Source organism: Enterobacter sp. D2 (assembly GCF_034427575.1).
Classification (GTDB): domain Bacteria; phylum Pseudomonadota; class Gammaproteobacteria; order Enterobacterales; family Enterobacteriaceae; genus Enterobacter; species Enterobacter cloacae_M.
Genome location: NZ_JAXQPP010000001.1, coordinates 2,254,156 through 2,271,355 on the forward strand (window position 1 = coordinate 2,254,156; position 17,200 = coordinate 2,271,355).

Annotated in this window: 13 protein-coding genes and 1 pseudogene; 4 read left to right on the forward strand and 10 right to left on the reverse strand. The window is 55.0% G+C overall.

The window, feature by feature from the left end:
- Nucleotides 1-16: 16 nt before the first annotated feature.
- Nucleotides 17-1,204 (reverse strand): MFS transporter, encoded by a 1,188-nt coding sequence (locus tag SPG90_RS10750; RefSeq protein WP_322408135.1) that lies wholly within the window; start codon nucleotides 1,202-1,204, stop codon nucleotides 17-19.
- Nucleotides 1,205-1,341: 137 nt separating this feature from the next.
- A complete protein-coding gene (locus tag SPG90_RS10755) occupies nucleotides 1,342-1,602 on the reverse strand; it encodes a DUF2534 family protein (RefSeq protein ID WP_008500962.1) in 261 nt (86 codons plus the stop codon).
- 209 nt (nucleotides 1,603-1,811) lie between these two features.
- On the opposite strand from SPG90_RS10755, the gene eco reads away from it, so the two are divergent.
- Nucleotides 1,812-2,315, forward strand: coding sequence for a serine protease inhibitor ecotin (gene eco / locus SPG90_RS10760; protein ID WP_045402768.1), 504 nt, complete (start codon nucleotides 1,812-1,814; stop codon nucleotides 2,313-2,315).
- Between the two features lie 135 nt (nucleotides 2,316-2,450).
- On the opposite strand, the gene mqo is transcribed toward eco, so the two are convergent.
- On the reverse strand, nucleotides 2,451-4,100 hold the full coding sequence (gene mqo / locus SPG90_RS10765; RefSeq protein ID WP_029740950.1) for a malate dehydrogenase (quinone): 1,650 nt from the start codon (nucleotides 4,098-4,100) through the stop codon (nucleotides 2,451-2,453).
- 187 nt (nucleotides 4,101-4,287) lie between these two features.
- Between mqo and SPG90_RS10770 the strand changes: the two genes are divergently transcribed.
- Nucleotides 4,288-5,577, forward strand: coding sequence for a SulP family inorganic anion transporter (locus SPG90_RS10770; protein ID WP_248161802.1), 1,290 nt, complete (start codon nucleotides 4,288-4,290; stop codon nucleotides 5,575-5,577).
- Here SPG90_RS10770 and mgtE read toward each other — a convergent pair.
- The 6 genes from mgtE to SPG90_RS10800 form a co-directional block, all read right to left on the reverse strand.
- On the reverse strand, nucleotides 5,540-6,976 hold the full coding sequence (mgtE, locus tag SPG90_RS10775; protein WP_248161795.1) for a magnesium transporter: 1,437 nt from the start codon (nucleotides 6,974-6,976) through the stop codon (nucleotides 5,540-5,542). The genes SPG90_RS10770 and mgtE overlap by 38 nt on opposite strands.
- Before the next feature lie 148 nt (nucleotides 6,977-7,124).
- A complete protein-coding gene (locus SPG90_RS10780) occupies nucleotides 7,125-8,768 on the reverse strand; it encodes a multidrug ABC transporter permease/ATP-binding protein (protein ID WP_248161793.1) in 1,644 nt (547 codons plus the stop codon).
- A 69-nt stretch (nucleotides 8,769-8,837) separates the two neighbouring features.
- Nucleotides 8,838-9,494: a DNA oxidative demethylase AlkB gene (alkB, locus tag SPG90_RS10785; protein ID WP_163354033.1), complete on the reverse strand. Its 657-nt coding sequence runs from the start codon at nucleotides 9,492-9,494 to the stop codon at nucleotides 8,838-8,840.
- On the reverse strand, nucleotides 9,494-10,552 hold the full coding sequence (ada, locus tag SPG90_RS10790; RefSeq protein ID WP_047744218.1) for a bifunctional DNA-binding transcriptional regulator/O6-methylguanine-DNA methyltransferase Ada: 1,059 nt from the start codon (nucleotides 10,550-10,552) through the stop codon (nucleotides 9,494-9,496). Before ada ends, alkB begins: the two co-directional genes overlap by 1 nt.
- Nucleotides 10,553-10,624: 72 nt before the next feature.
- Nucleotides 10,625-11,680, reverse strand: a complete 1,056-nt coding sequence (gene apbE / locus SPG90_RS10795; RefSeq protein WP_023312507.1) for an FAD:protein FMN transferase ApbE — start codon at nucleotides 11,678-11,680, stop codon at nucleotides 10,625-10,627.
- A gap of 114 nt (nucleotides 11,681-11,794) precedes the next feature.
- Entirely contained in the window at nucleotides 11,795-12,907 is a 1,113-nt protein-coding gene (locus SPG90_RS10800; protein WP_045402762.1) for a porin OmpC, read from the reverse strand.
- Between the two features lie 743 nt (nucleotides 12,908-13,650).
- Between SPG90_RS10800 and rcsD the strand changes: the two genes are divergently transcribed.
- Nucleotides 13,651-16,323 (forward strand): phosphotransferase RcsD, encoded by a 2,673-nt coding sequence (gene rcsD / locus SPG90_RS10805; RefSeq protein WP_248196219.1) that lies wholly within the window; start codon nucleotides 13,651-13,653, stop codon nucleotides 16,321-16,323.
- A gap of 16 nt (nucleotides 16,324-16,339) precedes the next feature.
- Nucleotides 16,340-17,002, forward strand: coding sequence for a response regulator transcription factor RcsB (rcsB, locus tag SPG90_RS10810; protein WP_322408136.1), 663 nt, complete (start codon nucleotides 16,340-16,342; stop codon nucleotides 17,000-17,002).
- Here rcsB and SPG90_RS10815 read toward each other — a convergent pair.
- Nucleotides 16,890-17,156: pseudogene (locus SPG90_RS10815) on the reverse strand (histidine kinase); the annotation flags it as partial. The gene rcsB and the pseudogene SPG90_RS10815 overlap by 113 nt on opposite strands.
- Nucleotides 17,157-17,200 lie beyond the last annotated feature (44 nt).

Consider the following 17,200-nt stretch of genomic DNA (forward strand, 5'->3'; position numbering starts at 1 on the left):
CTGATGGCTGGTTTTTTTATTTCGCCTCGTCCGGCGTTTTGCGCAGATACACAAGCGTAGCCAGACAAATCACCGCTCCGGCATAAAACGTATATTCCGCGCCAAACGTTTCCCATATCGCGCCGGCTGCCACGCTGGCGATTAATAATCCCACGCCGCTTACCAGACTAAAAATACCGAAAGCCGTGCCGCGCAGATCGCGCGGTGCGGTTTTAGCGATCATTGCCGCCAGTAATCCCTGGGTCATACCCATATGTATTCCCCAAAGCGCAACGCCTAAAATGACTCCCATCCAGTGGCTGCTCAGCGCCAGAACAACATCTGCGCCAATCAGCACCATTAGCCCCCACTGCAGAAGTCGGGTGTGGCTCATGCCATCAGAAAGTTTGCCAAAAGGGTAAGCCGAAAGGGAATAGAGTACGTTCATGACCACCATCACCAGCGGAATAAGGGCCAGAGGAACGCCCGACTGCTGCGCACGAAGGACGAGAAAAGCCTCGCTAAACCGGGCAAGCGTGAGCACCGCACCAAGGCCAATCACCCACCAGCACGCTTTACCCAGCCGCCTTAAATTCTCTCGTTTAATGGGATTAGTACGTTTATGTTCGAGGGGAGTTTTCGGCTCCTGAAGGCCGAAATAGAGCAAGGCAACTGAAAGCAGACCGGGGATAAGAGCTATCCAGAAAACAGTGCGAAAATCATTGTCCAGCAACAGCATTAAGCTTACGGCCAGTAATGGGCCAAGAAATGCGCCTGTGGTATCCATTGACTGACGCAGGCCATATGCCGCACCACGCATTTCCGGCGGCGTGACGTCTGCAACCAGCGCATCCCGCGGGGCGCCCCGTATTCCCTTCCCCGTACGGTCCATGAGACGTGCGCCTAAAACCATCCCGGAAGAGGACGCTAATGCGAAAAGGGGTTTGCTTAGGGCCCCCAGGCCACACCCTAACAGGGCCAGCCCCTTACGTTGACCCAGGTAGTCGCTGATCGCCCCCGAAAAGACCTTAATAAAAAGCGCAGTGGCCTCCGCCAGCCCTTCAATCAGGCCGATTAACAGCACGCTCGTACCGAGGGTGGTCATCATAAAAAGTGGCAGCAGGCTGTGAATACTCTCTGACGAGATATCCATCAGCATACTGACGCCCCCCACAACCCAGACGCCTTTGGGGATCTGGCTGAGCACTGGAAATCTGGAACGCATCTACCGCTCCTGCTTTAAAAACAGTTGCCTGAATGCTTACAGGATAGGATATCGCGGATTAAAAAAACCTGAGGAGAGTGGGATGAGACCATAAAAAAGCCATCCGGCAGGATGGCTTAGCTATTGCGAGTCAGCGCTTAATGCTTCTCACGTCCGCCCAGGAAGAAAATGCCCAGCGGGATGGCCAGCAGAACGGTGAACACCAGGCTGTAGACGAAGATCATCGCCGACTGCAGGACATACATGCTGGTTGTCCAGGCAGAGAGGGGGATATTGTACTGTTCGATAACGCCAACAATGGTTGCCCGCCCCACGCACGCGGCAGCAATCATAAATACGACCAGCAGCGCCAGGAGGAACTTGCGGCCTTCAGGCGTTTTCAGTTTTGCACGAACCATCTCTCTTCCCTTTTACAGATGAATAACAATATACAGGGTCTAAAATAACACGAACTGACACCTGACTCCACACCAGCATAAACAACCACTAAACAGGCAAATTAAAAGCGTATAACGCTACCCATATTGAAAATGTAAGTAAATAACACCGTTCATTCATCGTTGTTATGTTAACCTGCGCAGGATCGTTTTGACATAAAGGAATGACAATGAAAAACGCACCTAAATTTGCCATCGCCCTCATTGCCGCCGCGTGCGTCAGCAGCAGCGCTTTCGCCAGCGAAACTCCAAAAGAGCAGCCGCTGGAAAAAGTGGCTCCTTACCCGCAGGCGGACAAAGGGATGAAGCGTCAGGTGATTCAGCTGCCGGTTCAGCAGGATGAAGCGAACTTTAAAGTGGAACTGTTAATTGGTAAGACGCTGGAAGTGGACTGCAACCAGCACCGTCTGGGCGGTCAGCTGGAAAGCAAAACCCTGGAAGGCTGGGGTTACGACTATTACGTCTTTGACAAAGTGACCTCTCCGGTCTCCACCATGATGGCCTGCCCGGACGGCAAGAAAGAGAAGAAATTTGTAACGGCGTATCTGGGTGACAACAGTCTGCTGCGCTACAACAGCAAGCTGCCGATCGTGGTCTATACGCCTGAAAACGTAGAAGTGAAATATCGCATCTGGAAGGCTGATGAGAACATCGGACAAGCCGTAGTACGTTAAAAATAAGTCGGGTGGCGGCTTCGCCTTACCCGACCCGGAAAGGGTGCGCTCTGGTGCCCTCACCCCAACTCTCTCTCACCGGGAGAGGGAGAAAACACTAAAAACGGTAACGGATGTTACCGTTTTGCTTTTACCTTACAGCGCGATATCCGCAACCGGTTTGTTTTCCGGCTGAGGCTTCAGCTCCGCTTTTGGCGCAGCATCCGCAGCCTGTGGCTTGATGTATTGCAGCTGCAGTACGCGGCTGGTGTATTCCAGCTCCTGCTCCGTCGCGCTCACGTTGCCGTTCAGCTTCGTGCCGTAGGATGGAATAATGGTTTTCAGCTTTGCCTGCCATTCCGGGCTGGCGACTTTGTCTTTAAACACTTTTTCCATCAGGTGCAGCATGATTGGCGCAGCGGTAGACGCGCCCGGCGACGCCCCCAGAAGCGCGGCAATGGTGCCATCCTTATCGCTTACCACTTCGGTACCCAGACGCAGCACGCCACCCTCTTTCGGATCGCGCTTGATGATCTGTACGCGCTGACCCGCCTGCCACAGACGCCAGTCTTCTTTCTTCGCCTGCGGATAGTACTCTTTCAGCGCCTCGAAGCGGTCGTCGTCAGAGAGCATCACCTGGCTGATCAGGTATTTCACCAGGTCGAAGTTATCCAGACCCACATCCATCATCGGCTTGACGTTAGAGGTGGTCGTGGCGCTGAGCAGATCCCACAGGGAGCCATTTTTCAGGAACTTCGTGGAGAAGGTCGCGAACGGCCCAAACAGCACCACGCGTTTGCCGTCAAGCATACGGGTGTCGATGTGCGGAACAGACATCGGCGGTGCGCCAACGGAAGCCTGGCCGTACACTTTTGCCAGATGACGGTTCACCACTTCCGGGTTTTCTGACACCAGGAACTGACCGCCGACCGGGAAGCCCGCGTAGTCGTCAGCTTCCGGAATACCGGACTCCTGCAGCAGCTTCAGCGCCGCGCCGCCCGCACCGATAAAGACAAACTTCGCCTTAATGACGTGCTCGGCTTCGTTGTTTTTCAGATCGGCAACGGTCACGCTCCAGCTGTTATCCGCGTTGCGCTTGAAACCGCGCACTTCGGTGCTGAGCTGCAGGTTGAAGTTCTCTTTTTTCTTCAGAGACGTCACCAGCTGACGGGTAATTTCACCGTAGTTAACGTCGGTACCAATTTCGGTACGGGTCGCCGCCACTTTCTGGTTCGGGTCACGACCTTCCATGACCAGCGGAGCCCACTCTTTAATCTGCGCGTGGTCTTCAGAGTATTTCATCCCGCGGAACAGCGTGCTCTGCTGCAGAGCGGCGTAGCGCGCGCGCAGGAAGTTGACGTTCTGCTCTCCCCACACAAAGCTCATGTGCGGCACGGTGTTGATGAAAGAGTGCGGGTCGTGCATCACGCCGCTGTTGACCTGATGAGACCAGAACTGGCGAGAAACCTGGAATGCTTCGTTGATCTCTACCGCCTTCTCGATACTAATGGAACCGTCCTTTTTCTGCGGCGTATAGTTCAGTTCCATGAGTGCCGAATGTCCGGTACCGGCGTTATTCCATCCGTTCGAACTCTCCTGCGCCACGCCATCAAGGCGCTCGACCATGGTCATAGACCAGTCCGGCTGCAGTTCTTGCAGATAGGTTCCCAGCGTGGCGCTCATGATACCGCCACCAATTAAAAGGACGTCCGTTTCCTGCTCTTTTGGTGCGTCAGCTTTCGCCGCCATGGAGACGGTGTTAAGCCCCACGGCCAGAGAAAAGAGCATGGCAGTCATTTTTTTCATAATTTATGCCTTAGTGTAAAAGTGCTTGATGCGTGGAAATTGCAGGTGAAAAAAGCTGCGGGGGCACGGTAACAACTTTTAAATATTGTTTAAAGGTTACGAAATTATTGTAATTGTGAAATTTAATGATGGATTGTTTGTGAGGAATTATCGATGCGTCTGGTAAAGCGCGGTTTTACTGGCTAGTATGTTGCGTTTTGTGATCGCGCGCACGGAAGCCTGCCCTAACCAGCGAACTGTTATGTCCTTACCCCATTCTGCTGTATCCCCCGAAGACCGCGTGGCCAACGTGCTGCGTTCCCCAAAGCAGCTGACGCGTGAAACGCTGGCAGGCGTGATTACCGCCCTGGCGCTGATCCCCGAGGTTATCTCATTTTCGGTGGTGGCGGGCGTTGACCCGAAGGTCAGCCTGATCGCCTCCGTGGTGCTGTGTCTTACCCTGTCGGTACTGGGTGGCCGCCCGGCGATGGTCACGGCAGCGGCCGGTTCCGTGGCGCTGGTCATTGGCCCGATGGTGCATCAGCACGGCGTACAGTACATTCTTCCCGCCGTGCTGATGGCTGGCGTGATTCAGATTCTGTTTGGCGTGCTGGGCATGGCAAGACTGATGCGCTTTATACCCCAGTCGGTCATGACCGGGTTTGTTAACGCCCTGGGCATTTTGATCTTCTTCGCTCAGGTACCGCATTTCTGGAGCCGAAGCCCGGTGATTGTGGGCCTATTCGTCCTGACGCTGCTGATCGTGCTGTGGGTGCCGCGCTATATCAAAAGCATCCCTTCCCCGCTGATTGCGATTGTTGTGCTTACCTTGTTTACCGTTTCAACCGGTCAAATCCTGCCGACCGTGGGCGATGAAGGCTCCATGAGCGGCGGTTTGCCGGGTCTTACCGAGCTGCTGGTCCCGCTCAATGTGCAGACGCTGAGCATTATCTGGCCGTGCGCGCTGAGCATCGCGTTTGTCGGCCTGCTGGAATCCCTGCTGACGGCAAAGCTGGTGGATGAGCTGACCGCAACGCCGTCGAGCAAGCGCCGTGAGAGCATCGGGCTGGGCGTGGGTAATATTCTGGCCGGATTTTATGGCGGAATTGCAGGCTGCGCGATGATCGGACAAACCATCGTCAACGTGGAGATGGGGAAAGGTCGAAGCCGCATTTCAACCTTTGCGGCGGGCATCGTGCTGCTGATCCTGGTGACGGCGCTCAGCGACGTGATGGCCAAAATCCCGATGGCGGTGCTGGCGGGTATTATGGCGATTGTCGCCGTCAAAACCTTCAGCTGGCACAGCCTTCAGCCAGCCACGGTGAAAACGGCCCCGATTGCAGAAACGGTCGTCATGCTGGTCACCGTAGCCGCCACGGTATCAACCGGCAATCTGGCGATTGGCGTGCTGGGCGGGATTATCGTCATGGCACTCCTCCCCGCCCGCATTAAGCGTCGGCTTAAAGCAGAAAAATCGTCGCCAGCCCAAGAAAAATAAAGAAACCGCCGGTATCGGTGATGGCGGTGATCATCACGCTCGACCCGACCGCGGGGTCGCGGCCCAGTTTGGTCATCGTCAGCGGGATAATCACGCCCATTATCGACGCTACCAGCAGGTTCAGCACCATCGCCAGCATCATCACGCCGCCCAGGGCCATATCGTCGTACAGCCACCAGGTGATGCCGCCCATAATCCCGCCCCACACCAGGCCGTTAATTAGCGCGACGCCCATCTCTCTAAAAATGAGCCACGAAAAGTTACCTGGCTGAATGTTTTCCAGCGCCAGCGCGCGAACGATCATGGTTATAGTCTGGTTTCCGGTGTTGCCGCCGATTCCGGCCACAATCGGCATCAGCGAGGCCAGCGCCACCAGCTGCGAAATGGTGTGTTCAAACCCGTCGATCACGCGGGAGGCGATAAACGCGGTGCACAGGTTAATGGCCAGCCACGCCCAGCGCGTTTTTACCGCCTTGCCGACGGAGGCATGGACATCATCTTCGGCGCTAATCCCGCCGAGCGCGCGCAGGTCGTTGTCGGTTTCTTCATAGACCACGTCAACGATCTCATCGATGGTCAGACGCCCCATCAGTTTGCCGACGGAATCCACGACGGCGGCACTCACCAGGTCGTCACGCTCGAAGGTACGCGCCGCTTTCTCCGCATCGTCTTCCGGGGAGAAGACCATCGGCTCGTTTTCCATCACCTCGCTCACCTTCCGCTGGGTGCTGTTAAGCAGGATGGTTTTCAGCTCAAGTTCGCCAAGCAGGGTTTTATCCCGGGAGGTGACAAACAGTTTATCGGTGTTGTCCGGCATTTTGCCCAGGCGACGCAGATAGCGCTGCACGGTACCGAGCGTCACGTCCGGTCGCACCGTGATAACGCCGAACTCCATGATCGCGCCGACGCTGTTTTTCTCGTAGTGCATCACCTGACGCACGCGCGCCCGCTCCTCCGCAGGCAGTGACGCCAACAGGCGGCCGGTCAGGTTTCGCGGCAGGTGCTGAACGAGGTAAATCTGCTCGTCGATATCCAGGGTTTGCACCGCGTCGAGAATATCCCGATCGCTCATCTCGTCGATCAGGTCGTCCCAGACGTTTTCGGAGGCCTCAAGCAGCACCTGCCCGCGCTCGTGATCCTGCACCAGACGCCACAGGGCGTGACGCTCTTCCGAGGGAAGCGCTTCAAGGGTATCCGCCAGATCCGGCGGGGGTAAATGAGCAACCAGCGCACCTACCTCAGCAATATCGTCGGTCAGGGTGCCGACATCATATTGCTCAGCCAGGGTGAGTTTGCCTAAAAGCGTAGAAGTGACCGCTTTATCGGTCGTGAGAAGCCAGATGAGTCGCGCGCGCTCCTGGTCACGCTGTCTGGCGCTGTTTTTCTTTAATACCGACATCAATCATAAATCCATTAAATGAGTTGGGGTTAAGCATAGCGCGGGGATATGTAAATAAGAATAAACAACGGGACGGGATGGGGAAAAAAGCGGCATTACGGCCACGATCTATCCCCTCTCCCTGTGGGAGAGGGTTAGGGTGAGGGCATCAGGCCGTACGCGCTACCGCGTCACGCGAGGCCGCATCTCGATCTTCACCGGTCAGCTCGCTCAGCTTGCCGTCGCGCATCTCCAGCAGGCGGTCAGCATGAATGAAGTAGTGATCGTCGTGGCTGATGGCGAAAATGGTTTTACCCATCTCCTGCATCAGCGGCAGCAGTACCTGATAAAACTCGCGGCGGAAATGCGGGTCCTGATCCGCAGCCCACTCGTCCAGCAGGATGATGTCACGCTCTTCCGCCAGCGCCAGCAGCAGCGCCACGCGCTTTTTCTGCCCTTTGGAAAGCTTCAGATTGAGAATTTTACCTTCCTGAAGTTCCAGCTTGTGCGACATCTGCAGCTGCGCCAGCCATTTTTCCACCAGCGCCGGATTGGCCTGTTGCCCTTCCGGCCCCAGCAGCCGATCGAACAGCCAGACGTCGGTGAACACCGCCGAGAAAAGCTTACGGTAATCCTCGGGCTTCTCAGCGCTTAGCGCCTTGCCGTCCAGCAAAATCTCGCCCGACTGCGGCTGATAGAGTCCGGTCAGCAACATCGCCAGCGTAGATTTACCGCTGCCGTTACCGCCGATGAGGAACAGCAGTTCACCGCGGCGGATCGTCAGGTTGACCGGTCCCACGGAGAAAGCGCTGTCCTGATAGCGGAACTTGACGTTACGCAGCTCCAGCGTCTGCCAGTTCGGGAAGGCCTGCGGGCGTGGGAATTCGGCCTTGAACGGCGCGAGATCGAATTTTTTGAGCTTATTAAAGGCCACCTGCGCACTCAGTAAGGTGGGCAACGCGCCGACCGCCGAGAGCAGCGGCGTGCGTAAAAACAGCAGCGTCAGCGAGTAAGTTGCCGCTACGTTGGTGTCGGCCCAGCCCAGGCCATTCGCCATCCAGAATACCAGGCCAATGGCACCCAGCATCATGATGTTTGACCAGTTCACCGCGCTCAGGTGGAAGGTGTCGGCGCGAATAATATGATGACGGTATTCGCGCGCGTCCGGGATATAGAGATGATTAAAGATATGCTCGGCGCGCTCGCGGTTCAGGGTGAGCTCTTTGCGCCCTTCCAGCACCGTCTGGTAATCGTTATAAAGCTTATCTTCGGTTTCGCGCAGTACCGCCATGTGTTTATAGACGCGCGACACCAGCATAAAGCCGCCCCAGATGGTAATGACAATCCACAGCGCGGTCACCGCCAGCATTTTGCTGGAGAGCCAGGCGAGATAGGCCGCCGAGCCAAAGGTCAGAATGATCCCCTGCACCAGCTCCGGCAGACGAACGAACGCGATGGTAATGGCGCGCACGTCGCTGGTCAGCCCCGCCAGCAGGGAGGCGCTGCCGAGCTGCTCAACGCGCTCTACCTGAGTATCGAGGATCCGCTTGATAAACTCACTGCGCAAACGGAAAACGAAATGGTGCCCGAGCGTGGTCAGTGCCAGCTGGGAACCGAGCGTAACCGCCATCAGCAGGAGCAGCAGGCCGAGAAACTCCGGCAGAACGGAGAGCGAAGTGTCGGTCATTTCAATCAACCGCACGTTAATAAACGCGATCAGGCCAATCCCCAGCGCGGCGCTGGCAAGGCTTAACGCCATTACTGCGATGAAGGGCCAGCGATACTGACGCCAGACGAGGAGAAGTAGTTGCATGCAGGCAATCCGGACAATAAAAATCAGCCAGCAGTGTAAACTGCCCTGCGTGTACATCAAGAATAATTCTTATTTTAGTTTACTGTGCCCCGCCTGACGGAAGGTCAGGTTGAAACGGTACTCGCCCGTGAGCGGGTGAACCCCGGGCTTCAGCGGCTGAATGCCGTGATAATAAAGCCGCGACTCCCTGCCCCACACCACCACATCGCCATGTTCCAGCATAATGCGCTTGAGCGGGTCGTTGCGGCGTAATCCCCCAAACTGGAAGACGGCAGGCAAACCTAACGATACCGAGACGATAGGCGCGCGAAGATCGGGTTCATCCTTATCCTGATGCAGCGAGAGCTTTGCGCCAACGGCATAGCGGTTAATCAGGCAGGCATCGGGCCGAAAATCAGGATACTCGGCTGCCCCGGCGGCCTCATGGCAAAGCGCCTGAAAAACCGCAGGCATCGGAGGCCAGGGCTGGCCGGTCGCAGGATCGTTCGGGGCATACAGATAGCCCCGCTCGTTCGTCGCCCAGCCCAGTTCGCCGCAGTTGGCCATGGCCACCGACATGGTGTAGCCGCCCGGCGTCACCATATGGCGAAACGGTGAAACCGCTGTGACTTCTTCAATTCCAGCAAGCAACGCCTCCGCACGGGAGAGAGCAAAGCGACGCAGAATAACCGCCCCCGGCGCAAGCGGCTCCTGCCAGGGTTCAGCATCCGCAAAAAGATCGAGCATTATCCCTCCTGACGTTTCGCCTCACGTTTCAGTAATAGCGCCTTTCGCGCCGAGCCCCAACGGTAACCCGACAGCGCGCCGTCGTTCCGAACCACGCGATGACAGGGGATCACAATCGCCAGCGTGTTTGCCGCACAGGCTCCGGCAACGGCGCGTACCGCACTGGGCTGGCCAATCGCCTGCGCCACCTGCCGGTAACTTGCCGTTTCGCCGCAGGGAATGTTGCGAAGGGCCTGCCAGACGCGCTGCTGGAACGCGGTTCCGCGAATATCCAGCGGCAGCGCAAGTGGTACATCGCGGTTATCAATACTGGCAATCACCTGCTGGATCCGCTGTGCGAAATCCTCTTCCAGCGGCGCATGCGCTGCTTTTGGAAAATGCGCGGCAAGCTCTTCGGCTAATTCTTCATCGCTGTCACCCAGCAGGATCGCGCAGATCCCCCGCTCGCTTTCTGCAACCAGACAGCGTCCTAACGAGCAGTCGCTGATGGCATAACGCACTGCCGCATCCCCTTTGCGGTACTGCTTCGCCGTCATGCCCAGGGCATCGTTGGCTTTGCGATAATAGCTGCTGCTGTCGGGAAACCCCGCCGCCAGCACGGCGTCGGTAATTTTGTCTCCCTGTGCAAGCGCGGTGCGCAGGCGCTGGCCTCGCGCCGCCTGCTGCCAGGCCTTTGGCGTCATGCCGGTCACGGACTTAAACAGACGGTGGAAATGGAAAGGACTCATGGCGACCTGCTGCGCCAGCCCCTCCAGGGTTAGCGTGGGATCCTGCTCCAGAAGACGGCAGGCGTGTTCCACTTTTGCCAACTTCTGCGCCTGCGGATCGCGTTTGTCCGGCATGCAGCGCTTGCACGGGCGAAACCCTGCCTGAACGGCATGGTGGGCATCGGGATAAAAGCGGACGTTTTTACGCAGCGCGTGGCGGGCGCGGCATGACGGGCGGCAGAAAATACCCGTCGTCTGCACGGCGAAGACAAACTGTTCGTCAGCGAGCGGATCGCGGGCCAGCACGGCCTGCCAGCGATCCTCATCGGTAATAAAGGTTGAGTTTCTCATTATCGGCTCCTCTTATAAGCATACATAGAGCCTGCCTGAGTGCCACTGATAAAAAACCCGCAACCTTGCTTTTTAATTTTTGTCGCGCACCAGGAAGCTATTGAACTGCGGCGAGCTCCAGGTTTTGAACCCGTCGCCCTCTTTGGTGATCATATAAACCGCCAGCCCTTCCTGGCGAACCACCTCTTTGGCTTTTTCCGGGCCGAGAACCATTAAGCCAGTATCCCAGGCATCCGCTTCCAGCGCGGTTGGGGCGATGACCGTCACCGAGACCAGGTTATGCGTGATGGGACGCCCGGTCTGCGGATCGATAACATGGGAAATACGCTTCCCGTCAAGCTCGTAATAGTTACGATAGCTCCCGGAGGTACTGATGCCATGTCCGTTGATATCCACTATCGCCTGTACGGCATTTTGCCGATCGGTCGGCTTTTGAATCGCTACGCGCCACGGCTTATCGCTGGCGTTCATCCCCCGGCTGACTAGCGCGCCGCCCACGGAGACCAGATAGCGGGAAATGCCTTCCTGGGCCATCAGCGCTGCAAGATGATCCGCCGCATAGCCTTCCCCTACCGTCGACAGATCGACAAACAGATCGGGGATATCCTTTTGCAGGTACTGTTGTCCGTACTGATTGATCACCGTCAGATGCTGCAGCCCTGTCCGGGCGCGGGCGTCATCAATGGCCGCCTGTTCGGGCGTGGTCACCGGCTGTTTGTTAGGTCCAAATCCCCAGAGGTTTACCAGGGGTCCGACGGTCACATCCATCGCGCCGTTGGTTTTATAACCCACGCGTATAGATTCGGTCACGATATCGGCCATCGCCTCGCTCACCGGCCACAGGGAGGTGCTGGTGGAGAGGTTAAAGCGCATCAGCGCCGAGTCATTTTTATAGGTTGAGAGCAGCTGATCGTCGGCATCCAGCTGAGACTGGATTTTGCCGCGTAGCTCATCTGTGCGTGTTTTATCGAGGTTCATCACGCTGACGCGCCAGAAGGTGCCCATCGTTTTGCCTTCGAGCACCGTCGCGGCGGGTGCGTCGGCTTTCGCCACGGGCGCGGAATCGTCACACGCGGTCAGGAAAAAAAGCATAGCCAGAAAGCTGGCGCGTAAAAAAGTCATGTCCATTCATTATTATCCTCATGCCAGGGCGGCAAGAGTACACCAAAACGGGTGAGTTGTTCGAATCTGCGAGACACAAAAAAGGGGCCAGCAGGCCCCTTACGTCACACGATGAAGCGATTAGAACTGGTAAACCAGGCCCAGCGCTACGATATCGTCAGTACCGATACCCGCCTGACGGGTGAATTCATTTTCATCAACCAGGTTGATTTTGTAATCCACGTAGGTGGACATGTTTTTGTTGAAGTAGTAAGTCGCACCAACATCAACATATTTCAGCAGATCCTGATCGCCGTAACCTTCGATGTCTTTCCCTTTAGACTGCAGGTAAGCCACGGACGGACGCAGGCCGAAGTCGAACTGGTACTGAGCAACCACTTCGAAGTTCTGCGCTTTGTTAGCGAAGCCGTAAGCGGTAGTCGGGCTGCTGCCGTTAGAGGTACCGAAACGGGTTGCGTTGTAGGTCTGAGAGTACTGCGCTGCCAGATAGATGTTGTTGGCATCGTATTTCAGGCCACCAGTATAGACTTCTGCGTGATCGCCATTACCGTATACGCCCGGTGCGTTCTGGTCAGCGGTACGTTTGGAGGAGGACATCGCACCACCTACGCTGAAGCCTTCGCCAAGGTTATAGGTCAGGGATGCACCGTAGCCGTCGCCGTTCTGTTTCAGGGTGCTACGACCGGTGTCGTTTTCACCGCTTACGCTGCCGTTTTTACCCTGATACTGCAGGGCAAAGTTCAGGCCATCCACCAGACCAAAGAAGTCCTGGTTGCGGTAGGTCGCCACGCCGTTAGCACGGGACTGCAGGAAGTTGTCCGCACCGTAAGTATCGCCGCCAAATTCTGGCAGAACGTCGGTCCAGGAGGTTACATCGTAGATTACGCCGTAGTTACGACCGTAATCGAAAGAACCCGCGTCAGCGAATTTCAGACCCGCGAACGCCACACGCGTCCAGGCCTGGTTGTCGCTTTCAGAGGTGTTGCCCTGGATCTGGTATTCCCACTGGCCGTAACCGGTCAGCTGATCGTTAACCTGAGTTTCGCCTTTGAAGCCAAGACGCATGTAAGTCTGGTCGCCGTCGGCACTCTTGTCGTCAGAGAAATAGTGCAGACCATCGACTTTACCGTACAGATCTAATTTGTTGCCATCTTTGTTATAAATTTCGGCCGCATTTGCTGCGCCTGCCACCAGGAGTGCTGGTACCAGGAGGGACAGTACTTTAACTTTCATTTTATTAACCCTCTGTTATATGCCTTATAATTGCCACTGCTTACTGGTTAACCCTCATTAACCAGTCGGCAATTTCATTCTCCGCAAAATTACAGAATAATCCAATGCGAATATGATACGAAAACTTTGAAGATGTTTCATTTACCTATCAACATGTTTCAGAATGTAAATATCGAGGAACTTTTACAAAGCACAAATAGCTTAGAAAATTAGCACTTATAATCAAACATGAAAATCACAACATACAAATCAAATAGTTACAATAAAACCCATTACAGCACTGAATGACAAAACAAGATTGCACCTAATCTCTAAAATAACTCTCGCTATCATCATTAACTTTATTTATTACCGTCATTCAGTTTTGAATGTCTGTTTATCCCTAATTGAACCGGATGCTTCGCATTCGGTTTTTTTTTACCTTTCTTTACGTAACTTCTCTTTTTTTGTGCTACCGCACCGTAATTGTAACGACTATTAACTAAATTCTCTTCGGGTATTCTTCGAAGTCCATAAATTGGTACAAGACTTAATTTCTTGTTAATTCGTGCTATTTATTGACGGCGTGGGTCGATTATTTGTACGCGCATGGCGAGTTTGTACATGTTTTCTGCACTCCCCGCCGCCGATATTGTCCGGAGAAAAAGTCGCCTCTTCCCGGACAGTCGCGCTGGAAATTCAGTTATTACCCTTTATACTGCCCTATCGCCACAGAGCACGACCATAACGGGTTAAAGATATCAATGAGTCAGACTGAAACTACCGCCCCGAGCAAATTCTCCCTTCTCCCCGGGAGCATCACCCGTTTCTTTCTTCTTTTGATCGTTGTGCTGTTAGTCACCATGGGGGTGATGGTACAAAGCGCGGTTAACGCCTGGCTGAAGGATAAGAGCTATCAGGTCGTGGATATCACCCACGCCGTGCATAAGCGCATAGACACCTGGCGCTACGCCACCTGGCAGATTTACGACAATATCGCGGCTGCCCCGACCTCCTCGTCCGGGGATGGACTTCAGGAGACGCGACTTAAGCAGGATGTCTATTATCTCGAAAAACCGCAACGTAAGACCGAGGCCCTTATCTTTGGCTCTCACGACAGCGCGACGCTTGAGATGACGCAGCGTATTTCGACCTATCTGGATACCCTCTGGGGGGCCGAAACGGTACCGTGGTCGATGTACTATCTGAACGGTCAGGACAACAGCATGATCCTGATCTCTACGCTGCCGTTAAAAGATCTCTCGTCCGGCTTTAAAGAGACAACCGTGGGCAGCATCGTCGATTCCCGCCGGGCAGAGATGCTGCAGCAGGCGAACGCCCTTGATGAGCGTGAGAGCTTCTCTTCCCTGCGTCGTCTGGCCTGGCAAAACGGTCATTATTTTACCCTGCGCACCACGTTCAACCAGCCAGGGCATCTGGCGACGGTGGTGGCCTTCGATTTACCGATTAATGATTTAATCCCGCCGGATATGCCGCTCGACAGTTTCCGCCTGGAGCCAGACAGCAGCACCCAGAACATGCGTGCGGCGTCCGACAAAGAGGCCGCAGAGAGCGTATCGATCTCCTTTAACGGCTCGAAAATCGAAATTGCCTCATCGCTGAACTCGACCGGCATGCGTCTCGTGTGGCAGGTGCCGTTTGGCACGCTGTTGCTCGACACCCTGCAAAATATTCTGCTGCCTCTGCTGCTAAATATCGGTCTGCTGGCGCTGGCGCTGTTTGGCTACAGCACCTTCCGTTTCCAGACGGGGCGTCAGAGCGACGCCTCTGCGGTTCCGGCCGGTACCAACAATGAGCTGCGCGTATTGCGTGCACTGAATGAAGAGATTGTTTCCGTGCTGCCGCTTGGGGTCCTGGTTCACGACCAGGAGGCGAATCGTACGGTGATGAGCAACAAAATTGCCGACCATCTGCTGCCTCATCTTAACCTGCAGAACATCACCACCATGGCGGATCAACACCAGGGGGTGATTCAGGCCACCATCAACAATGAACTGTACGAGATCCGTCAGTTCCGCAGCCAGGTGGCTCCCCGCACGCAAATCTTCATTATTCGCGACCAGGATCGCGAAGTGCTGGTCAATAAAAAGCTCAAGCAGGCGCAAAGGCTGTATGAGAAAAACCAGCAGGGGCGCGCCGCATTTATGCAGAACATTGGCGATGCCTTCAAGCAGCCGTTAAAAACGCTGGCGACCCAGGCGGCGGCGTTAAACACCTCTGAAAGCCACCAGCTTGCCTGCCAGGCCGATTCGCTGGTCAGAATGGTTGATGAGATCCAGCTGGCGAACATGCTGGAAAATGATTTCTGGAAGGGAACACCAGCCCTCTTCTCCATCCAGGATCTGATCGATGAAGTGGTGCCGGAAGTGCTGCCCGTCATTAAGCGCAAAGGGCTGCAGCTGCTGATCAATAACAATCTCCCTGCGAATGACGAACGCCACGGCGATCGCGAAGCGCTGCGCCGCATTCTGCTGATGATTATTCAGTACGCCGTGACCACCACGCAGATCGGCAAGATCACCCTTGAAGTCAGCACCGAGGAGTCGGCAGAAGATCGTCTGACGTTCCGCATCCTGGATACCGGGGAAGGCGTCACAACAAGTGAAATTGATAATCTGCACTTCCCGTTCCTGAATGACACGCAGAGCGATCGCTACGGCAAGGCCAATGCCCTGACCTTCTGGCTGTGCGATCAGCTGGCGCGTAAGCTTGGCGGCCACCTGAATATCAAAGCCCGTGAATCCCTCGGCACCCGCTATTCTCTGCATGTGAAAATGGCGGTCAATCCGCAGGAAGAGGATGAAGAACGTCTGCTGGATGACGTCGTGGTGATGGTCGATGTGACCTCGAACGAGATCCGCAATATTGTCGTTCGTCAGTTAGAAAACTGGGGTGCGGCCTGCATCACGCCGGATGAAAGACTTGCAAGTCAAGAATTTGATCTGTTTTTAACTGATAATCCGTCTAATCTTACTGCCTCCGGCTTGCTTTTAAGCGATGATGAGTCAGGCGTGCGGAAAATCGGCCCTGGCCAGCTGCGCGTCAACTTTAATATAAGCAATGCGATGCAGGAAGCTGTACTACAACTAATAGAAGAGCAGCTGGCGCAGGAAGAGATAACGGAGTCACCGTTAGGCGGCAATGAAAATGCCGAGCTTCACGCCAGCGGATACTATTCACTCTTTGTTGATACAGTACCAGATGATGTTAAGCGGTTGTATACTGAGTCCGCTGCGAATGATTTTGCAGCGCTGGCACAGACAGCACACCGGCTTAAAGGGGTGTTTGCCATGCTTAATCTGGTTCCCGGCAAGCAGTTATGTGAAACGCTGGAACATCTAATTCGTGAGAAAGATGCCTCTGGCATTGAAAAATACATCAGCGACATTGACGCCTACGTCAAAAGCTTGCTGTAGCAAGGTAGCCTTATACATGAACAATATGAACGTAATTATTGCCGATGACCATCCGATTGTACTGTTCGGTATTCGCAAATCACTTGAACAGATCGAGTGGGTGAATGTAGTCGGTGAATTTGAAGACTCTACAGCACTGATCAATAACCTCCCAAAGCTTGATGCACACGTGCTCATTACCGATCTCTCCATGCCTGGAGACAAATACGGTGATGGGATCACGCTCATCAAATACATCAAACGTCACTTCCCGGATATCTCGATCATTGTTCTGACCATGAACAACAACCCGGCGATCCTGAGCGCGGTGTTGGATCTGGACATTGAAGGGATTGTGCTGAAACAGGGCGCCCCGACCGATCTGCCAAAAGCGCTCGCTGCGCTGCAGAAAGGCAAGAAGTTCACCCCTGAGAGCGTCTCTCGTCTGCTGGAAAAAATCAGCGCGGGTGGCTACGGTGACAAACGCCTGTCCCCGAAAGAGAGTGAAGTTCTGCGCCTGTTCGCAGAAGGTTTCCTGGTGACCGAGATTGCCAAGAAGCTGAACCGCAGCATTAAAACCATCAAAGCGCAAGGATGCCGTTTTCCGCCGTCAGACGATTTTCGGCAATATACTTCAGCTCCTTCATCACGTCAGACGTTCGCTGAATGTAGCGCTGGGCCTGGTCGGAGCTTAAGTTAAACTCCTGGCGGATCTCCGCTTCTTTCTGGTGCAGCGCGTTAACGATGTAAAACACCGAGAACAAGGCCACCAGCAGCCAGAGCAAGAGCGCCAGCGCCCGAAACAGATAGCGAGAAACTTTCAGCGTAGTACGAAAGGAGACGAGGTATTTCAAGGGGGCGAGGCTCCGCCGTCGGGGTCAAAAGAATGTGGTTAAGG